At 67.7% G+C, this 19209-nt stretch carries 19 protein-coding genes; 10 read left to right on the forward strand and 9 right to left on the reverse strand.

Annotated features, from left to right (window positions below; all coding sequences use genetic code 11):
• The first annotated feature begins 2 nt into the window (after positions 1 to 2).
• From IXW21_RS06615 to IXW21_RS06625, 3 genes are read left to right on the forward strand one after another with little or no spacing between them, the layout of a single operon-like run.
• Positions 3 to 800, forward strand: coding sequence for a hypothetical protein (locus IXW21_RS06615; RefSeq protein ID WP_228528219.1), 798 nt, complete (start codon positions 3 to 5; stop codon positions 798 to 800).
• Entirely contained in the window at positions 797 to 2335 is a 1539-nt protein-coding gene (locus IXW21_RS06620) for a DNA polymerase Y family protein (protein WP_194763469.1), read from the forward strand. Before IXW21_RS06615 ends, IXW21_RS06620 begins: the two co-directional genes overlap by 4 nt.
• Positions 2335 to 5799: an error-prone DNA polymerase gene (locus tag IXW21_RS06625; protein WP_194763470.1), complete on the forward strand. Its 3465-nt coding sequence runs from the start codon at positions 2335 to 2337 to the stop codon at positions 5797 to 5799. Before IXW21_RS06620 ends, IXW21_RS06625 begins: the two co-directional genes overlap by 1 nt.
• Positions 5800 to 5806: 7 nt before the next feature.
• On the opposite strand, the gene IXW21_RS06630 is transcribed toward IXW21_RS06625, so the two are convergent.
• The 6 genes from IXW21_RS06630 to IXW21_RS06655 all read right to left on the reverse strand — a co-directional run bounded on the left by IXW21_RS06630 (position 5807) and on the right by IXW21_RS06655 (position 11818).
• A complete protein-coding gene (locus tag IXW21_RS06630; protein WP_194763471.1) occupies positions 5807 to 6196 on the reverse strand; it encodes a hypothetical protein in 390 nt (129 codons plus the stop codon).
• 268 nt (positions 6197 to 6464) lie between these two features.
• Positions 6465 to 7916 (reverse strand): glycosylase, encoded by a 1452-nt coding sequence (locus IXW21_RS06635; RefSeq protein ID WP_194763472.1) that lies wholly within the window; start codon positions 7914 to 7916, stop codon positions 6465 to 6467.
• Complete coding sequence (locus IXW21_RS06640) at positions 7913 to 8947, reverse strand: glycosyltransferase (RefSeq protein WP_194763473.1); 1035 nt, start codon at positions 8945 to 8947, stop codon at positions 7913 to 7915. Before IXW21_RS06640 ends, IXW21_RS06635 begins: the two co-directional genes overlap by 4 nt.
• Entirely contained in the window at positions 8944 to 10086 is a 1143-nt protein-coding gene (locus tag IXW21_RS06645; protein ID WP_194763474.1) for a glycosyltransferase, read from the reverse strand. The genes IXW21_RS06640 and IXW21_RS06645 overlap by 4 nt, the downstream gene beginning before the upstream one ends.
• Before the next feature lie 187 nt (positions 10087 to 10273).
• Positions 10274 to 11101, reverse strand: coding sequence for a VOC family protein (locus IXW21_RS06650; protein ID WP_194763475.1), 828 nt, complete (start codon positions 11099 to 11101; stop codon positions 10274 to 10276).
• Between the two features lie 93 nt (positions 11102 to 11194).
• Complete coding sequence (locus IXW21_RS06655; protein WP_194763476.1) at positions 11195 to 11818, reverse strand: NADPH-dependent F420 reductase; 624 nt, start codon at positions 11816 to 11818, stop codon at positions 11195 to 11197.
• Between the two features lie 103 nt (positions 11819 to 11921).
• Between IXW21_RS06655 and IXW21_RS06660 the strand changes: the two genes are divergently transcribed.
• Positions 11922 to 12407 carry a MarR family winged helix-turn-helix transcriptional regulator gene (locus tag IXW21_RS06660; RefSeq protein ID WP_228528220.1) on the forward strand — a complete coding sequence of 162 codons (486 nt, stop codon included), beginning with the start codon at positions 11922 to 11924 and terminating at the stop codon, positions 12405 to 12407.
• Positions 12408 to 12439: 32 nt separating this feature from the next.
• Here the strand turns inward: IXW21_RS06660 and IXW21_RS06665 are convergent, their stop codons facing one another.
• Positions 12440 to 12619, reverse strand: a complete 180-nt coding sequence (locus IXW21_RS06665; RefSeq protein WP_194763477.1) for a hypothetical protein — start codon at positions 12617 to 12619, stop codon at positions 12440 to 12442.
• A gap of 381 nt (positions 12620 to 13000) precedes the next feature.
• A complete protein-coding gene (locus tag IXW21_RS06670) occupies positions 13001 to 14089 on the reverse strand; it encodes an ATP-binding protein (protein WP_194763478.1) in 1089 nt (362 codons plus the stop codon).
• A 161-nt stretch (positions 14090 to 14250) separates the two neighbouring features.
• Between IXW21_RS06670 and IXW21_RS06675 the strand changes: the two genes are divergently transcribed.
• The 6 genes from IXW21_RS06675 (at position 14251) to IXW21_RS06700 (ending at position 18564) form a co-directional block, all read left to right on the forward strand.
• The gene (locus tag IXW21_RS06675; RefSeq protein WP_228528221.1) at positions 14251 to 15201 is read left to right on the forward strand and encodes a DUF1214 domain-containing protein; all 951 of its coding nucleotides are present in this window, start codon (positions 14251 to 14253) and stop codon (positions 15199 to 15201) included.
• On the forward strand, positions 15198 to 15656 hold the full coding sequence (locus IXW21_RS06680) for a DUF6325 family protein (RefSeq protein ID WP_194763479.1): 459 nt from the start codon (positions 15198 to 15200) through the stop codon (positions 15654 to 15656). The genes IXW21_RS06675 and IXW21_RS06680 overlap by 4 nt, the downstream gene beginning before the upstream one ends.
• A 2-nt stretch (positions 15657 to 15658) precedes the next feature.
• Positions 15659 to 15979 (forward strand): SHOCT domain-containing protein, encoded by a 321-nt coding sequence (locus tag IXW21_RS06685; RefSeq protein ID WP_194763480.1) that lies wholly within the window; start codon positions 15659 to 15661, stop codon positions 15977 to 15979.
• Between the two features lie 280 nt (positions 15980 to 16259).
• Positions 16260 to 17348 (forward strand): hypothetical protein, encoded by a 1089-nt coding sequence (locus tag IXW21_RS06690; protein ID WP_194763481.1) that lies wholly within the window; start codon positions 16260 to 16262, stop codon positions 17346 to 17348.
• Entirely contained in the window at positions 17341 to 18015 is a 675-nt protein-coding gene (locus IXW21_RS06695) for a GAP family protein (RefSeq protein ID WP_194763482.1), read from the forward strand. Before IXW21_RS06690 ends, IXW21_RS06695 begins: the two co-directional genes overlap by 8 nt.
• 21 nt (positions 18016 to 18036) lie before the next feature.
• Positions 18037 to 18564 carry a hypothetical protein gene (locus tag IXW21_RS06700; RefSeq protein WP_228528222.1) on the forward strand — a complete coding sequence of 176 codons (528 nt, stop codon included), beginning with the start codon at positions 18037 to 18039 and terminating at the stop codon, positions 18562 to 18564.
• Between the two features lie 75 nt (positions 18565 to 18639).
• On the opposite strand, the gene IXW21_RS06705 is transcribed toward IXW21_RS06700, so the two are convergent.
• On the reverse strand, positions 18640 to 19071 hold the full coding sequence (locus tag IXW21_RS06705) for a hypothetical protein (protein ID WP_194763483.1): 432 nt from the start codon (positions 19069 to 19071) through the stop codon (positions 18640 to 18642).
• Positions 19072 to 19209 lie beyond the last annotated feature (138 nt).

The raw sequence follows: 19209 nt of genomic DNA on the forward strand, positions 1-19209 counted from the left end.
GCATGGGGATCGGGCTCGAAGCGGTGACCGCGCTCTCTCCGGTCGGCGACTCCCGCGCCGGAGAGGTGTTGAGGCTGCGCCGGGAGATCAGCCGCATGCAGCGGCGACGCAGCGATCTGCCGCTGCTCCCCCTCGACCCCGCCTTCTCTTCCCTGCTGCCAGAGCAGGGGCTCCAGGCCGGAACCTCCTACACGGTCTCCCCCTCACCGAGCCTGGTGCTCGCGCTCCTCAGCGCCGCCTCGCGCCGTGGACTGTGGTGCGCGGTGGTCGGCATGCCCACGCTGGGCGTCGAGGCGGCTGCGGCGTTCGGCATCGCACTGCCCCGACTGATCCTCGTCCCCGAGCCGGGCGACCGCTGGCTCGCCGCGACCTCCGCACTGGCCGAGGTGGTCCCGCTCATCGCCGTGCAGCCGGGCAGCCGGGCTCGCGATGCCGATGTGTCGCGTCTGAGCGCCCGGCTGCGGGATCGCGGCGGCACGCTTCTCGTGACCGAATCGACCTCGACGGGGGCCTGGCCGCAGAGCGAGGGCACGATCCGCCTCCACGACCAGCACTGGGAGGGCATCGGCGAAGGATGGGGGCTGATCGAGGGATCCACGGCCACGGTGACCGCGACCACGCGACACAGTCCTCTGCCCGCGAGTGTGCGCGTGCGGCTGCCCGGCCCCCTGGGCGCCATCGAAGAGCTTCCCGCAGAGAGCACGACCGCCGAGACGAGGGCCGAGTTGACCGCATTGCCCACTCTGCGCGATCACGACGACTCCGGTCGTGAGTATCGACCTCTGGCGGTGGCAGGATGACCGCCCCTCTGCGCGTGCTCGTGCTGTGGTTCCCCGATTGGCCGCTGCGCGCAGCACTGGGGGGGCCACCACCCCATGCACCGACCGCTCTGATGCACGCGAACACCGTGGTCGCCTGCACGGCGTCAGCACGCGAACACGGGGTTCGCGCAGGACAGCGCCGCAGAGTCGCGCAGGGCCATCTCTCGTCGCTGCGGGTGCTGCCCCATGATCCGGCCCGTGACGAGCGGGCGTTCCTGCCGGTGCTCCAGCTCATCGAGAAGCACGCCCCCGGTGCGGCGCTGCTGCGACCGGGACTCGCCGCCGTGCGCGCCCGGGGCATCTCCCGCTATCACGACGGCGAGAGCGCAGCCGGAGAGAACCTGATCAGCATGCTGACCGAGGCCGGATTTCCCGAGGTGCGCGTGGGCATCGCCGACGGACCGTTCACCGCTGAGCTCGCAGCCAGAGGACCCACGGCCTGCACAGTGGTACCGGCCGGCCGCGCCGAGGACTTCCTCCACCCCCTCCCGGTACAGGTGCTGCGAGACGAACAGCTCACGGGTCTGCTGGTGCGACTCGGCGTTCGCACACTCGGCGAATTCGCCGCGCTCGATGAGGTCGAGGTACGCGACCGATTCGGCGAGCGCGGCGCCCGCCTGCATTCCCTCGCCGCCGGAGCCGACTCCCGAGGGGTGGTCCCCCGCCCGCCCGATCCGGAGCTGGTGCGTTCGATCGAGTTCGAGTCGCCTCTCGCCGGAGCCGATCAGGTCGCGTTCGCGGTGCGGCAGACGGCGGATTCCGTGATGCTCGCCCTCGGCGAGGCCTCGGTCGTCTGCACCGAGGTGCGCATCGACCTGACCGATGACAACGGCACGGTGTTCTCCCGCCCCTGGCTGCACCCCACCTGCTTCGATGCCGCCGACCTCGTCGACAGGGTCCGCTGGCAGCTGGAGGCTCTGGCCGCGGAATCCGCGAAGGTTCCGGTGGACGAGGCGAGGGCTTTCGGGGGCATCAGCCTGGTGCGCATCGTGCCCGTGGCGGTCGACGATGCCGCCCACCACCAGCCGGGACTCTTCGGCTCCGGCACCGACGAGCGTCTGCACCATGCCGTGTCCCGCGTGCAGACCATGCTCGGCCATCAGGGAGTGGTCACCGCCGCGCTCTCGGGCGGTCGCTGGCTCGCCGATCGCCAGGTCCTCACCCCGTGGGGAGAACGGGCTGTCGCTCCCCGCGATCCGGAGCGCCCCTGGCCCGGCAGCCTTCCCGATCCACTGCCCGCGGAGGTGTTCCTGCCCCCTCGACCGATCGGAGTCCGATCAGAGGGAGGAGAGACGGTGGGCGTCGACGACCGGGGCGCGCTGTCTGCAGCCCCGGCGCATATCGACGGTGACGCCGTGCGAGCATGGGCGGGCCCCTGGCCGATCCATGAGCGACGCTGGGACTCATCGGGCGGCAAGAGGGGGCATCGCCTTCAGATCGTCGACGGTCACGATCGCGCCTGGCTCGTCTTCTGCGCCGGAGGCCGCTGGTGGGCGGAAGGGAGGTACCGCTGATGGGCTGGCACAACCCTCCGATGACCTGGAACGAGTTGGAACGCGCTCTGAGCGGCGAGGAGTCACCCCACCCGATCGGCGGGGAACCTCCGACCATCCGCCCCGACCCGGGTCCCATCAGCACCCGTCGCACACGCACTCCACCGACGGCGAAGGACCGGCCCGGCGATGCCGTGCCCTATGCCGAACTGCACGCCCACTCCTCATACTCCTTCCTCGACGGGGCGTCCTCCCCCGAAGATCTGCTGGCCGAAGCAGAACGGCTCGGCCTCACCGCCCTGGCGCTCACCGACCACGACGGTTTCTACGGGGCGGCACGTTTCGCCGAGGTCGCCGAGCTCATGCAGGTCGAGGTGCAGACGGTGTTCGGCGCCGAGCTCTCGCTCGGACTCGATGCGCCTCAGCGCGGCTCCGCGGACCCGATCGGCGATCATCTGCTCGTGATCGCCGACGGGTTGGAGGGGTATCACCGGCTCTCGGGGGCCATGACCACAGCCCACCTGCGCGGAGGAGAGAAGGGTCGCCCCGTCTACGACCTCGATGAGCTGGCCGCCACGGCCGGCGGACAGTGGACGATCCTCACGGGCTGCCGCAAGGGCGCCGTCCGTCGCGGTCTCGAATCCGGAGATGCCCTCACGCCCCTGCGTCGGCTCGTCGATCTGTTCGGACAGGATCATGTCGCCGTCGAGCTGTTCGACCACGGCGACCCCCTGGACACCCGTCGCAACGATGCCCTGGCTGGTCTCGCCCGGCGACTGCACCTTCCCGTCGTGGCCACCAACAACGTGCACTACGCCGCCCCCGAGCGCGCGTCGCTGGCCGAAGCGGTGGCCGCGGTGCGAGCGGTGCGGAGCATGGACGATCTCGACGGCTGGCTCCCCTCGCACGGCGGTGCGCACCTGCGCAGCGGAGCGGAGATGGCCGCGCGCTTCCGTCGATATCCCGGAGCCATCTCCCACGGACTCGAGATCGCAGAAGCATCCGCCTTCCCCCTTCGCCGTGCACGCCCTGCGCTGCCGAAGCAGAAGGTTCCCGACGGCCACACGCCGATGAGCTGGCTGAGGCACCTGGTGTGGCAAGCCGTACCGGCGAAGTACCCGAACCTGGATGACGACGGTCATCGCCGGATCGAACGCGAGCTCGATGTGATCGAAGAGAAGGACTTCCCCGGCTACTTCCTCATCGTGCACGGCATCGTCGCCGAGGCGAAGCGCCGCCGCATCCTCTGCCAGGGGCGCGGGTCCGCTGCGGCGAGCGCGGTCTGCTATCTGCTCGGGATCACCGCGGTCGATCCGATCCTGTACCGACTGCCGTTCGAGCGGTTCCTCGCCACCACCCGTCAGGAAGAGCCTGACATCGATGTCGACTTCGATTCCGACCGCCGCGAGGAGATCATCCAGTGGGTGTACGGGGAGTACGGGCGCGAGCGCGCGGCGCAGGTGGCGAACGTCATCCAGTACCGCCCGAAGAACGCCGTCCGCGATATGGCGAGGGCGCTCGGGTACTCACCGGGTCAGCAGGACGCATGGTCGCGGCAGGTCGACGGCTGGAGCTCAGGGCTGGAGATGGCCGAGGAGCACGACATCCCGCAGAACGTCGTCGAGTACGCGGGTGAGCTGCTGAAGGCGCCACGGCACCTCGGCATCCACTCGGGAGGCATGGTCCTCACGGCGAGACCCGTCGGTGAGGTCGTCCCCGTCGAGCATGCACGCATGGAGAACCGCACGGTGATCCAGTGGGACAAAGACGATGCGGCCTGGATGGGACTGGTGAAGTTCGACCTGCTGGGGCTCGGGATGCTGGCGGCGTTGCAGCACTCCTTCGACCTCATCCGTGGGGCGACAGGTGAGGACTGGACGCTGGAGACCCTTCCGAAGGAAGAGGCCGCCGTCTACGACATGCTGTGCAGAGCGGATTCGATCGGGGTGTTCCAGGTCGAGTCCCGCGCACAGATCGGCCTGCTCCCCCGCCTGCAGCCCCGTGCCTTCTACGACCTCGCGATCCAGATCGCCCTGATTAGGCCGGGTCCCATCCAGGGCGGGGCCGTGCATCCGTTCGTCCGCCGGAAGATCGCGAAGGATGCCCTCGACGAGGAGAACCGTGCACGAGCCGCTCGCGGCGAAGACCCGGTGGTGCTCGAGATCCCCTACCCCCACAGCGATCTCGAGCCGATCCTGAAGCGGACGCTGGGCATCCCGATCTTCCAGGAGCAGCTGATCCAGATGGCGACGGCCATCGGCGACTGCACCGCTGATGAGGCCGATCTGCTGCGACGGGCCATGGGCTCGAAGCGCGGTCTCGAGAAGATCGAGAAGGTACGCGACAAGCTCTATGCGGGAATGTCCCGACGCGGTCTGACCTCCGAGCAGTCCGACCGCATCTACTCGCAGATCCAGGCGTTCTCGAACTTCGGTTTCGCCGAGTCGCACTCGCTGTCCTTCGCGCTCCTCGTCTATGCGAGCTCCTGGATCAAGCTGCACTATCCCGCAGCGTTCCTCGCCGGACTCCTGCGATCGCAGCCCATGGGCTTCTACTCCGCCTCGACCCTGACCGCAGATGCTCGGCGGCACGGTGTCGAGGTGCGTCGACCCGATCTGCATGCCTCCGGCGCGACGGAGACCCTCGAACCTCTCGACGGCGGGACGCCGTTGCGGATGCCGACGGGGCTCGACTCCTGCGCTGATGCGTCGCAGCCGCGTGTCCCACGGTTCGATCGCTCCCGCCCGGACGACTCTGCGCAGCACCGCAGAGACGGCGCCTACGCGGTGCGCCTCGGGCTCAGCGGCGTGCGCGGGATCGGCATGCCCCTGGCCAGGCGGATCGTGTCCGCACGGGAAGCTGAAGGGCCCTACCGCGATCTGCATGATCTGGTCCGGCGGACCGACGCCACGGCCGCGCAGCTGGAGGCCCTGGCGACGGCCGGCGCCTTCGAGTGCCTGGGCCTCCAGCGCAGAGAGGCGATCTGGCTCGCCGGCGCGGCAGCAGAGGACCGCGCACAGTATCTCCCGGGGACGACCGTGGCCGTGCAGCCCCCGCTGTTCAGCGACCAGTCCAGCTATGAGCGCCTCTCCGCCGATCTGTGGTCGACCGGCGTCTCGACCGACGACCACCCGATGTCTCACTTCCGCGGTCCGCTGCGCGAGCGCGGGGTCCTCTCCTCAGCAGATCTGCAGCACCACGAGGTCGGGCGGCGAGTGGAGGTCGCGGGACTCGTCACGCACCGACAGCGTCCGGCGACGGCGGCGGGTGTCACTTTCCTCAACCTCGAGGACGAGAGCGGCCTCGTCAATGTGATCTGTTCGACCGGGGTATGGGCGCGCTATCGCCGGGTCGCCCGTGATTCGCCGGCGCTCATCATCCGTGGCATCCTCGAGCGGTCAGCTGAGGGCGTCGTGAACGTCCTCGCCGATGCCTTCGAAGATCTCCGTACCGGAGTCATGCACCGTTCGCGCGACTTCCGGTGAGAGGACGTCACCAGAAGCGTTCGGGCTCGGGAGCGGGTACGCGGTCACTGCCGCCCCAGCGCGCGGCCTGCGCCTTCGCCGACTCGACCGCGGCATCCGCGCCGAGCAGCGCAGCCTCCGCACCTGCTGCCCCGCTGCCGTCGCCATCCGTGTCGACGGCGAGCGCCGTGTACGTGGTGCGCCCGCCGATCGTCACGGTGCAGTCGACGACCCGCCCGAACCAGCGCACGAGTTCGCCCCTCGGGGCACCCTCCCGGCGATATCTGATGCCTGTCTCGAGGTCGACGATCAGGAGCACCGCCGGCTCACCCGTCGCCTCGACGATGTGCTCGGTCACCTCGATCCGATGACCGATCGCGATGGCGAGCTGCGCATCCAGCACGAGCTTTCTGTCCATGACCCCACTCTATGAGTCGGCGCTCTCAGGACAACCCCGGAACTCGGAAGAAACATTCGTAGATTTCTTTGTCCCCCAAATGGCGGACAAGCCGATTTCGCGATATTCTGCATTCAGTAGCGGGGGCTACCGGCTGGGGAATGGGGATTCAGCCGATGAGAGCAGCGAGAGTTTTCGCCGCCTCCCCTACCGTCCGGGATGGACGGTGAGCCCTCTCGAGCGATCCATCTGGGGTGGGTGACTCGGGAGGGCAACCAACCCCGACCGACTATCCGGTCATCTCGGCGAGCAGGGGCGCGAGCATCACCGATGCCACTCGGATCCTCTGGTCAGCGACGCCGTGCGGGATCCAGAGCACGCCCTCATGGATGATCCCTCCACAGGTGTAGACCACGTTCGGGACATACCCCCCGATCGCGTCGGTCGGCTCGATGAGTGGCCGATCCAGCATCCCGATGACTCGTGTCGGATCTTCGAGGTCGAGCAGGATCGCTCCGATGCTGTATGACCGCATCGGTCCGACTCCATGCGTGAGCACCAGCCAGCCCGCCGGCGTCTCCAGAGGCGACCCGCAGTTCCCCGTCTGCACCACCTCCCACAGCTCTGACGGGCTGTGGATCGCCGTCTGACGCGACCAATCGAGCCCGTTGGCAGAACGGGCGATGCCTGTCGATTCGCCGTCCGCACGGCTGAGTGCCAGCCATTCGCCGTCGAATCGCCTCGGGAAGAGCGCCATGCCCTTGGTGCGAGCCGGTTCGCCGGTCAACCGGTGTACCTCGAAACGTCGGAAGTCATCGGTCGTGAACACCCGCGAGGCAATGGAGTGGCCGTCATAGGCGGTGAAAGTGCCCCGGTAGCGTGGTCCGTCCGCGTCGGAGATCTCGACGAGCCGGACGTCTTCCATCCCCCGCCGCTCCTCATCCGCGACCGGAAAGAGCACGCGACCGCTCAGCGGATCAGCGGGTGAGAACTCGACGCCGTACGCCGAGTCGACAGCGATCCGCATGCGATTGAGCTCATCGCGCGCCCCCTCCTGGTGCAGCAGCGGCGATCGCAGCCCGTGCACTGCATCTTCGAACATCGAGGCCGAGAATGTCCGGGGCAGGGACTGGACGACCGCGCGAGTGGTCTCCCCCGTCCCACCGCTGTGCCGAAGAGCGCGGGCGAAGTGCTCTACCGTCCATATCGCCTCGCCGATGACCGGCGAGCTGAGCGTCTCACTCCGGGGCAGAAAGCTCCAGGTGCGATCGGGGCCGATGATCGCCTCGCAGAACTGGATCGACGAGATGTGCCCTTCTCCGATCGATCGCAGACTGAGGAGCACCCGGAACTCCCCGGGTGACAGCGACGACTGGTCAGGGTGCTCCACGATGCTCGGATTGCAGAGCGCCGCTGCTTCGACGGCGTACTCGGCCGAGAACACCGCCCCGATCACGGTGGCGCGGTGGTCGTCGAGAGGAGGCGCGTCGGCCGGGAGGACGACCTCGGCATTGGCGCGCAGCATCGCGGTCAGATCGGGATGACGCGGGCTGAAGCGATCGAGTATGGCCATCGCCTCGGCGGCGATGTCGCTCGGACGCATCGCGGAGACTCGCCGCAGCACAGCCTCGGTCCTGGTGTCTCCGCCCGGAGTGCTCTCTCCCGGAAGGAACAGACGAAGCACGACCCGCTCGGGACGTGCTGAGAGCTCGACGCCCGCATCGACCGCCAGTGCGCTCACGACAGCCACCGTGCGGCGATACGGGCGTTCTGATTCGTCCTGATCGCCGCGATCGTGGACTCCGCCCCGCAGTTCTCATTGCGGCCGCCGGGCACGAGGCCGTCGAAACCGGCACCTGTCGTCTCGTCGAGCATTCGGATCCCGTTGTCGTTGTCACCCTCGAACCATGCCCAGGCGCGCAGGACCTCCCGCGCCCACCCGCGGTCTCCGGTGACCTCGAGCGCGCGCACACAGGCGTCGGCGATCGCCGCCGGCTCGATCGGCTGCTGGTCCCAGAGCGGCCCGGTCTCACCCGTCGATCTCCCCGCCGAACCGGTGACCGACAGGTGTCCGCGCGGCGAGGTCTCGACAGCGATGAGGCCCGTGAGCATGCGAAGGCCTTCGTCGAGGGTCTCCCGTCGTCCGAGTGCGTTCCCACCGGCGATGAGCGCCTCGCAGAGAGCTGCGTTCGCGTATCTGAGAGTCGGCTCAGGCCAGCCGTGACCGCCGTCGGCCACACGAGGGATCCGCGCGAGGCAGTCGATCAACAGCACACGCGCCGCCGTCGCATCGGGCAGAGCACACAGGGCATCGGCCGCACCGATGGCCGCGAACGCGCTGGCTCTCACGTCGTCGGACGACCGCACCGATGCTCGGAGGAACGCTCGCAGCGCCCGCGACCTGTGACCGAGATCGCGCGAGTACCTGATGGTCGCCCCGAGTCCGCCGATCGCACGACCCCACCAGTCTCCGGTCGCCGGCTCGTCGCTCCAGGCGCCCGCCTCCGTGCGCCGATTACGCACCGCGCCGTTCGTCGACACTGCGGATTCCAGCAGATCGACGTAGGCAGACTCCAGCCGGCCGGACCCCGGTGGACGGGTCGGTTCCCGCACCACGGCGGTGAGTGCTCGCGCGGCATCATCGGTGCAGTACCCGTGTTCGAGGCGCGGCTCCCGCAGCAGTGCGTGCTCGTGCACGCCTTTCGGCGTCGTCATGGTTGCGAGATGGTCGAAGGAGAGCGGCACGACCGCAGGCGCCTCCACAGCGCTCATGATCGCAGGCCGCCGACGAGGGCCAGTTCGGCGGCGAGCTCGCGATACCGCTCCGCGATGCTGTGCCAGCTGATCACCGATCCGAGCGAACGAGCGAGCTCCGCGTCGGCCAGGGCGTGCGCGGGATCCGCCAGCAGCATCCTCACGGCCGCCGCCACCTCGTCGGGACTCCGATGCGCGACGAGTGCTCCCCCTCCGTCGGAGAGGAGTTCGATCGCGTGGGGGAACCGGGTCGCGACGACCGGTCTGCCCGCCGCGACCGCCTCGACGAGGACGCCTGATGTCGCCTGGTCGTGCGAGTCGTACGGAAGCATCACGACGTCCGCTCCGGCCACCTCCCGCGCGAGTTCATCGGGTTGCTGGTATCGCGCATCGATCTCGACGGATGCGATGACGCCGAGTTCGTCGGCGAGCGCCCAGAGGGAGCGTCGGTACTGCTCTCCGTTCTCGAGCAGCACCTTCGGGTGCGTCTGGCCGAGCACCCGGTACAGGGGCTGCGGGTCCAGATCCTTCATCGTCGCCAGGGCCCTGATGACCCACTCGATTCCCTTGCCGGGTCCGAGCAGACCCCAGGTGAGGAGCACCGGGCGCTCGGAGTGCACGATGTCGGGCTGGGCCGTCCATTCCTCGACTCCGTGCGGTATGAGACGCAATCGTTCCTCGGGCACGCCGTACAGCTCCGAGAGAAGATCCGCGGCGGTGGAGGTCATCGCCACGACGATCTCGGAGTTCTCGATGATCTGCTCCGTCACCCTCCGCTGATGCGCGGTGGGCGCAGGAAGGACCGTGTGCATCACGACGACCCGCGGAACGTGCAGCCGCTGCAGAAGGTCGATGACCTCGTCGCCGTCGGCGCCGCCGTAGATTCCGTACTCGTGCTGGACGACCACGATGTCGCAGACAGCGAGAGTCTCCGCTGCGGTGGCGCGGCCGGCGGGGTCGCCCGGCTGCAGCATCCGATCGTCGACACGGAGGCGTGCCGACGACACGGCGGCGTCGGCGGGAACGCCATCGTCGACACGGACCACGACGCAGCGATCGCTGTCACCCGTGGCTATCGCCGATGCGAGTGCCTCCGTGAACGTCGCGAGTCCGCAGCGCGTGGGCGGATAGGTACTGAGAAAGCCGAAAAGCGTCATGATGCGCATCCATCCGCGATGGATCGGGTACCGGCCCGATCCGACGACGAGACGTCTGCCGATCGGCACCTCCCGCGGAACCACCCGCAGGAGATCCGGTCATCGACGAACGATCCGCTCCACGGACCGTCGACGCTGTTGTGCTCAGCGTACGCCCTCTCTCCTGGGCGGAGGCCGGTGTCCGGGTTCAGCTCTCCGGCGTGAGCGCGAGCCGCGTCCCCCATGGGTCGCTCAGACGCAGGGTGAGTCCGTCGTCCTCCACCGGCACGTGATGGAACGCGAGCCGGTCGGCCAGCGCGTCGATGTCGGCACGTGCGGGCACGGTCACGCGGACGTCTCCGAGTCCGAGCGAGGCGGCCCGCGGTCCTGCGCCTGCGCTCTGCCACGTGTTCATTCCGATGTGGTGGTGGTAGCCGCCGGCGGAGACGAAGAGGGCCGTGTTCCCGAGTGCCGCGGTGACGTCGAATCCGAGGATGTCCGAGTAGAACCGGCGAGCCGTCGGGATGTCGCCGACCTGCAGATGCACATGGCCGATGGTCGCCGTCTGCCCCTCATCGTCGGCATGCGGCGCCAGCCACCGCTGAAGGAAACGGTTCGGATCGAGCGCGAGCGAATCCATGTGCACCGATCCGTCAGGTGTCACCTGCCACCGGTCTCGCGGACGGTCATGGTACAGCTCGAGTCCGTTGCCCTCGGGGTCGGTGAAGTAGAACGCCTCGCTGACGAGATGGTCTGCGGAGCCGGTGAAGCTCTGCGGCGCCTGCTGCGCCACCGACAGCAGCGCAGACGCCAACCGCGCTTCATCCTGGAAGAGGATGGCCGTGTGATACAGCCCCGCCGCGTGGGGGTTCGCGGGCGGCAGGTCCTTCTCCTGCCGCAGTCGCATGATCGGCTCACCCGCACGCCCCAGCGTCGCTGTGGCGCCGGACTGATCGAGGATGTCGAGGGTCACGGCCTGCTGGTAGTAGGCGGTCATCGCGTCGAGATCGCGGACGAGCAGTTCGACCGCGCTCATGCGGGCGCCGTCCGGCGCCGCACCGGCGGTGGAGACCGCAGGTGCGCGCCAGTCGAAGTCTGACGAAGAAGACGAAGGAGTCATGGCGCGAGCTCAGCCGATGAGGGCGAATCCGCCGGTCCACGGAGTCTTCTCCGCGGCGGCGAGCGTGATCTGCAGGAATCCGAGCGCCTCGAGCTCACGGGCACGCGAGAGCGAGCCCGCGTCGACCGCCCGCAGACCGCCGGCGACCACGAAGTCGACGACCGACTGCGTGGCGGCGGCGCTGTCACCGGCGACGAGGACCGTTGTCGGCAGGGTACCGGCGACGCCCGTCGCCAGAGTCGCGCCGAAGTTCGTGTTGAAGGCCTTCACCACGGATGCTCCCGGCACGGCGTCCTGGATGATGCGGGCCGCCGACGAGTCGGCGGGAACAGCCAGGCCGTCGAAGGTGTCGAAATCGACGGGGTTCGTCACGTCGACGATCGTCCTGCCCGCGAGCGCTGCCGAGTAGGTGCGGAGCACGTCGTCGACCGCCGGGTACGGAATCGCGAGCACGACGATCTCACCGGTGAGGGCGTCGCCGAGTCGACCCGACGCTGCTCCGAGCGGGGCCGCGACGGTGGCGGCCTTCTCAGGGTCGCGTGCGAGCACCTGAACGTCCGCTCCTGCCTTCGCCGCGATGCCGGCGATCGCCGCGCCGAGGTTGCCTGCTCCGATGATGCTGATCGAGGTCATGATCCGCTCCGTTCCGCCCGAGGTCGGGTTGTCGTCGACTCGCTCGGCATGATCGTCGAGTGCGTCTCATTGGTTGTCGCTACAAGTAACGTACGATGAGCTCATGGTATTCCAGGTTCCTCGGATGGATGAGCGCGAATCCCGCGCCTGGCTCGGCCTGATCACCGTCGCTCAGCTTCTCCCGGCGGCGTTGGATTCGCAGTTGCAGCGCGACTCACAGCTGACGCACTTCGAGTTCCTGGTGCTCACGTCGCTGCGCTTCGCCACCGAGAGCACGATGCGGATGACGGAGCTCGCCGCGTCGACCAACGCGACCCTTCCCCGACTGTCGCACGTCTGCGCGCGCCTCGAGAAGAGGGACATCGTCGACCGATTCCCCTACCCCGAGGACCGCCGCGCCACGAACGTCAGGCTCACCGCCGAGGGACGGCGTGTGCTGATCCACGCGATGCCCGGTCACATCGAGACGGCCCGACGGCTCGTGATCGACGCACTGACACCGGCTCAGTTGGACGCGCTGGCCGAGATCACGAGCGCCGTCGCCGACCGCCTCACAGACGGAGATCGCCGCTCACCGGTTCCCCGGTGAGCGGCGATCTCGCGCTCGCGTCCGCGAGCAGATCAGCCTCCCGACGGGTTCTCGAGCGGCTTCCCGTTCTCGTCCGTCGTCTCGTCCTCGAGGATCTCGTCGGTGCTCTTGTCGGTGCTCGACGACGTCGTCTCATCGGGGGCGCCGCCGGATGCCGTGTCGGCCGCTTCATCTCCGTCGGACGTTCCCTGGGTGTTCTGCAGATCGCTCATACGCCATCTCCTTCGGTCGGACCGGCGACGCTACGCGCACGGGGCGGATCGACAGAGGGGGTTGACGTGGGGCGGATGCCGACACACGCCTCACCGGCATCCGGCCGGCATGGCGGCGAGAACGACGAAGCCCCGACGAGAGTGATCTCGTCGGGGCTTTTCGTTGTTGTGGTGGGGCTGTTGGCACAACTACTCATTGCGCCGCTCAGCACCCTGCTGTCTTCCTGTATACCCTGTTGCCGCGTCTGTATTTTCCTGCTTTGCGCATGAGCGGATCAGATGGGGCAGGGTTCGCCCTCGGCACCGGCGAGTTTCGTTTCTCTGGTTGGCGAGACTGCCACGGCGCATCAACACTGGCTCGACGTTTCTGTCAACGCACCGTCAGATGGCGCGCATCGGCACTCGCACATCACCGCCGGCTTCCTCGGTGAGGCGTTCACCCATCTGGACGAACGTGGGCTCGGCGATAAACCCTCCGGCGAACAATGCCTGACCTTGTCGGAAGCTCTTCGCTCGGCGGATCGCTTCTTCGGGCGCGAACCCGAACACCTCGGCGAGTTCGGCAAGGTCCCGGGGTGCGTTGACCCGCATCAGGCCGAGGTTGTCGCACTGCGACAGCACGTTCGGGTGAATCTTCGTCGGCCGTTGGGTCGACAGGAACAGCCAGAGGCCGAACTTCCGCCCTTCCGCCGCGATCTGAACGAGCTGCGCGGTGAGTGCCCGCTCGACTTCTGTGCTCGGATCGGGAGAACACAGGTTGTGCGCTTCGTCGATGACGATGAGGACGGGGCGGCGCTCTTGCCGGCGCGCCCACAGGTGCTCGAGCACGGCAAGAGCTGCGACCTTCGGTTCCGCGGGATGATCGAACCCACCGAGGTCCAGGACGGTTGCTCGGGGACGCTCGTCGATGGCGTCGACGACGGAACTCGTACCTCGCGACCACAAGTCCCAGTTGAGCACCTGGAGGTTCTCCATCCGATTGGCCAACCGCACTCGTGCTGGTTCGCCACTGGCACGGAAGGCCTTCACAAGTTCCGCAGCGTCGAACTGCTTCGCGTCCGCCTCACTGTGCAGGAGAACGTTGTACTCCTCGGCATCGCGGATCGGGTCCATCTGCAGCACTGCGGCCTTCGTCGACGGAGACAGGTCGACATAGCGGACGTGGAGCGGATCGTCCCTGCCCGGACCTGAACGGAACACCCGAGTGTCGAGACCGGCGATCATCTCGGCCGACGTCGTCGCAGCGGAGTCGCGGGTCTCCTGCAACCGCACGAAGTCCGCGTTCGGATCGAGGATCAGCAACGGCAGCTCGGTATGAAGGAGGAGCTGTTCGAGGACGACGCCCAGTGCGTACGTTTTCCCGCTGCCGCTCTGCCCGCACCAGAAGGTGTGGCGATTGAACCGACGCGCGTCCAGTTCCGCGGCCGCTGTCGGGCTGTCGAGCCCGGTTCCGATCTGCAACATGGTCATGGCATCCTCCGGATCAGTTGTGGCACCACAATGCCGCATGCGGCACCGTGCGGCACCTGATCTCGCCGCCAGGACGAAGAGTTCATGCGTTGCGGATGATGCGCGCGGCGGTCGCCGCGCGCGACGATTGCCTCGCACGCCACAACCTGAGAGGCATGACCATGACCGACTCCTCCCCCGTCGTCACGTACGCGAACTTCGCGCGCATCGAGACGTTGCGGATGTTCGCCGCGATCAGCGCGAACGCCGGCGGCGCGAATCGGTGGAACCACTACCGCGTCCCCACCCCCATCGATCAGCAGACCATCATCCGGATGAACCGCGACACGCTTTACAGCGCGGCGATCATCGACGTCTCCGAAGGCGCGACGATCACGATCCCGGAGACGGGCGGGCGCTACGTGTCCGTCATGCTCGTCAGCGAAGATCACTTCATCAATCGAGTCATCCACGAGGCAGGCGAACACCGCCTGACTGCTGCGGAGCTCGGGTCGGAGTTCGTCCTCGCCGCGGCACGCATCCTCGTGGACTCGGACGATCCCGATGACGTCGCAACGGTCGATGCCCTCCAGGATCAGTTCTCCCTGACGTCCGTGGGAGGTCGCGAGCTGCCGGCACTCGACTACGACGCCGACTCGTTCGCCCAGACCCGCGATGCCGTCCTCACCCTCGCGAAGGGACTCGCCAGCTTCGAGCACGCGTTCGGCCCCGCGGACCAGGTCGATCCCGTCCGTCATCTGCTGGGAACCGCTTCCGGATGGGGCGGCCTGCCCGACGACGAGGCGTTCTACGTCAACGTCGAGCCCGGACTTCCCGTCGGCGAGTACGAACTCACGGTCGGAGAGGTGCCCGTCGACGGCTTCTGGTCGATCTCGATGTACAACGCCGAGGGCTACTTCGAGCCCAACGACGCCGGCCGCTACAGCGTGAACAACGTCACCGGTGTTCGCGGTGCCGACGGAAGCATCACCGTGCGGTTCGGCGGCGACACGTCCGCGCCGAACGCGCTTCCGCTCACAGAGGGGTGGAACTACCTCGTCAGGCTCTACCGTCCCCGCCCGGAAGTCCTCGACGGCTCGTGGACCTTCCCGTCGATCGAGGGTGCACGATGACCGCTGACGGTCCGGCCGAGACGACGTTCGGCCCGCTCGAGCTCTTCGTCGTCACCTTCGACGGCGTCACTCCGGACACAGGCGTCCTCTCGGCACTCAAGAGTCTGGGAGACGGCACTTCGGTCCGCCTCGTCGACCTGGTCATCGCGGTCCGCCTCGCCGACGGCTCTGTCAGGGTCAGCGAGTTGGCGGACCTGCCCGTCGATCTTTCCGGAGCGGTCGATCTCGTCGCAGAGGGGCTCATCGGAGAAGAGGACATCGACGATGCCGTCGAGGCGGTACCGCCGGGATCGGGCATCGCATTGGCCGCGATGGAGATGCGCTGGGCGGCGAACCTGTCGTCGACGTTGGCCGCGGCGGGAGGGCACGTCGCCCACATCGCCCTCGTCCCCGGGCCCGTGGTGAACGAGCTCGTCAGTGGAAGTCTGCTGGCCTCGTCGAACGGAGAGAACTGATCATGCCCTTCATCGCACGTGGCGGACGCCCGGGTCTGCTCGGCATGGCCGCCCGAACCGCGGTCGTCGCAGGAACGGCGACCGCGGTCAGCGGCGCTGTCGCTCGAAACCAGCAGCGACGAGCCGCTGAGCAGCAGGCACGAGTCCAGCAGACGCCGGTTCCGCCGGCTCCCACGCCGGTCGTCACCCCGCCCGCGGCGGCGCCTGTCGCCGCCGGCGACGACTTCTTCGCTCAGGTGGAGAAGCTCGCGACGCTGCATCAGCAGGGTGTCCTCACCGACGAGGAGTTCGCTCTGGCGAAGCAGCGGCTGCTGAATGGTTGATCGTAATGGTCGCAGCGCCTCCTCGGATTCCGTAGAGGCGCTGCGGATGCGGGTCGCCGCACTCGAACGGGAGAACGAAGAACTCCGGGCCCCCGCGGTTGCACACAGGAGAGCACGGCACGCAGCCGGACGGTCGATCCTCTCGTTCGTCCTCATCGCTCTCGGCGTCGTCGTCGGGAGCGCTGGGTTGGTCAGTTCGTACGCGAAACAGCAGCTTCTCGACACGACGAACTTCGTCGCCACCTTCGCGCCCCTAGCCACAGACAGTGCAGTTCAGGACGTGGCTGCCGACGCGATTCTCTCCGCCATCGACGACGCTGTCGACATCCCTGCCCTCACCGCTGACGTCATCAGCGGTATTCGGGAACTCGATCTTCCCCCGCGAGCTGGCCTCGCCCTCGAGCTGCTGGAGGCTCCGGCGGCACAGGGTCTGCAGGGTCTCGTCGATTCCAGTGTCGCCGCGATTGTCGCGTCAGATGCGTTCTCGACAACCTGGGAACAGATGCTGCGCATCTCGCACACGCAGATGATGGCAACCGTTCGCGGCGACGACGCCGCAGCCGTCACCCTCTCCGATGGCGTGCTCCAGCTGCAGATCGGACCGCTCGTAGCCGAGGCGAAGGAGCGCTTGCTGGCCCGCGGCATCACGCTGGCGGAGTCGATTCCCGCCGTCGACCGCAGCATCGACCTCGTCGAGGGAGAGTCATCCGAGCAGATCCGTGCCGTGGTCAACGCGGTCGATGTGGCGGGAAGCTGGCTGCCTTGGGCATCCCTGGTCCTCATCGTGGTAGGCATCCTCACCGCTCGGCACCGGCAGCGGGCACTGATCGGTGCATCGGTCACGACTGCGGTGATGATGACCTCGGTCGCCATCGCTCTCACGTTTGCGGGAGGGATCCTCGTCCGCGCCGCGAGTCGCAGCCCTGGCGTCATCACAGGCACCGCTGCGCAACATGTGTATGACGCAGCGACCAGGATGATGTCTCAGATGAGCGTCGCCATTGCGACGCTCGCCGTCGCAGTCGCGCTCGTTGCATGGTTGTCGGGGCCTTCCGCGGCGGCTGTGGCAGTGCGCACGGGCATCGCCTCCGCCGGTCGGAGTGTCCAGCAGCGCGCGGAGAAGCGAGGGCTCAGCTCCGGACGTCTCGGGCTGTGGCTCGACCGCCATCACCGAATCGCGCTCGTGGCGGTCGGAGTCGCAGCTGCCGCAGCCATTCTGTTGTTGCGTCCGTTGTCGCCCGCGATGATCATCTGCACCTCCGTGGTGAGCACGCTCCTCGTGCTCGCCACCCAGTTCATCCGCCGTCCGGTGGAATCGCTTCCCGACCCCACCGCCCTCTCCACACCCGAAAGTACCCTCGATGCTTGACGTCATCAGCAGCACCCTCACCAGCGCGGTCGCCATCGCCATCAGTCCGATACCGATCATCGCGGTGATCCTGATGCTGATGACCCCGCGCGCGACACGACTCGGGGTGTCATTCCTGGTGGCATGGTTCCTCGGCATCGTCCTCGCGACGACAGTCGCGGCGCTCTTGTCCGGTGTGCTGCCCGAACCATCGATGAATGAATCACAGCCCGTTCTCGGCGCGATCATGCTGGTGATCGGTGCGGGGCTTCTGTTCCTGGGTTGGCGGCAATGGCGGTCCCGCCCCGGGCCGTCCGAGACAGCTGAGCTGCCGGCGTGGATGACGAAGATCGATGGCCTGCGCACTCCGGCAGCATTCGGCCTCGGGTTCGCGCTCGCGGCCGTCAATCCGAAGAACCTCCTCGTCGCGGCATCGGCGGGCGCCGTCATCGGTCGCAGCGAGCTCCCCGCAGGCGAGTTCATCGCCGTGGTGGCAGTGTTCTCCGGCGTTGCGGCGCTGAGCGTGCTGCTCCCTGTGCTCACGATGCTGATCGTCCCTCGCGTCGCCGCGAGTGCCCTCGACGCGATCCGGAGCTGGCTGACCGACAACAACGCGACCATCATGACGGTCCTTCTCACGGTGATCGGGTTCAACGTCATCGGCAAGGGACTCGGGATGTTCGGGTGACGTCCGTCTACGCTCAGCAACATGAGTGCGACTCCCGCTGACCAGCATCCGATCCTCCGCACGCATCGAGCGCTCCGACCGGGCTTCGGTACAGAAGCCGCAGTGTACGGAACGATTCTCGTGAGCGGCCTCATCGCGGTGTCCTCCGCCCACGGCGAGACATCCGCGGTCGTGCTGATCACGGTGGGGGTGACCGTGGTGGTCTTCTGGGCGGCACACGTCTACGCCGGTACCGTCGCCCGTCTCGGGGATGAAGGAGCGGAGCACATCGGGGTGCGCACGGCGATCCGCCGTTCAGTGCGTCATTCGCTGGGGATGCTCAGTTCTGCGGGAGTCCCCGCATTGATCCTGCTGGCGGGGACCACCCGTCTGATCCCGGACGATGCCGCGAACGAGGTGGCACTGTGGTCGGGTACGGTGATCCTTGCTTTCCTCGGATACGTGGCGTTCCTTCGCCGTGGAAGCGGATTATGGGCAAGAATCCTCGGCGCGGTGGGAACGGCGTCCTTCGGCGTCGTCTTCGTGATCCTGAAAGCGTTCGTGCACTGACCTCACGGCGACGGATGGCGATGAGAAGGGCTGGTCCGCAGGTACCGCCGGACCAGCCCTTCTCGCTCGAGGTGGCTACTCGCACTCCAGGTCGGTCGCCGTGTCCTGCCTGGTCTGGGCGACATCGCGTGCCTCCTCAACGAGAGAGTCGCGCGCATCGGCGAGTGACGTGTCGCTGTCGATGGCGGTCGCTGAGTCGAGGAACTTCTCCCAGCTGTCGGTCAGGGCCTGCGCGCGGTCCGCTGCCACTGCGTCCAGCGCGCTGTCCGCCTCGTCGTACGCAGCCGCCACACTCTCCCGGATCGTCCGCAGGTCTCCGACGGTCTCTGCCTCTCCGAGATCGGACTCCGCCGTGGTCAGTGCCGCCTCGAAGTCATCGAGCGCGACGCATGCCGCCGTCACGTTCTCTTCATCGGTCGCCGCAGGCGCTGTGCACCCTGCGAGAGTCATGACGCTCAACGCGCTGAGAGTCACGATGACTCCCGCGTACTTCAGGTTCTTTTTCATGGTCGCCTTTTCTTCTGTTCGATCCTGCGTGGACACTTTCACTGTGCGGGAGACGAAGCGGGCGATCCAGAGATGACGGAGTGATTCATCCGCAATGCATGAACCACGGGCATGGTGCTGGGCGTGCTGGGCATCGCC

Origin of the sequence: Microbacterium sp. UFMG61 (genome assembly GCF_015354505.1) — a bacterium.
GTDB lineage: Bacteria > Actinomycetota > Actinomycetes > Actinomycetales > Microbacteriaceae > Microbacterium.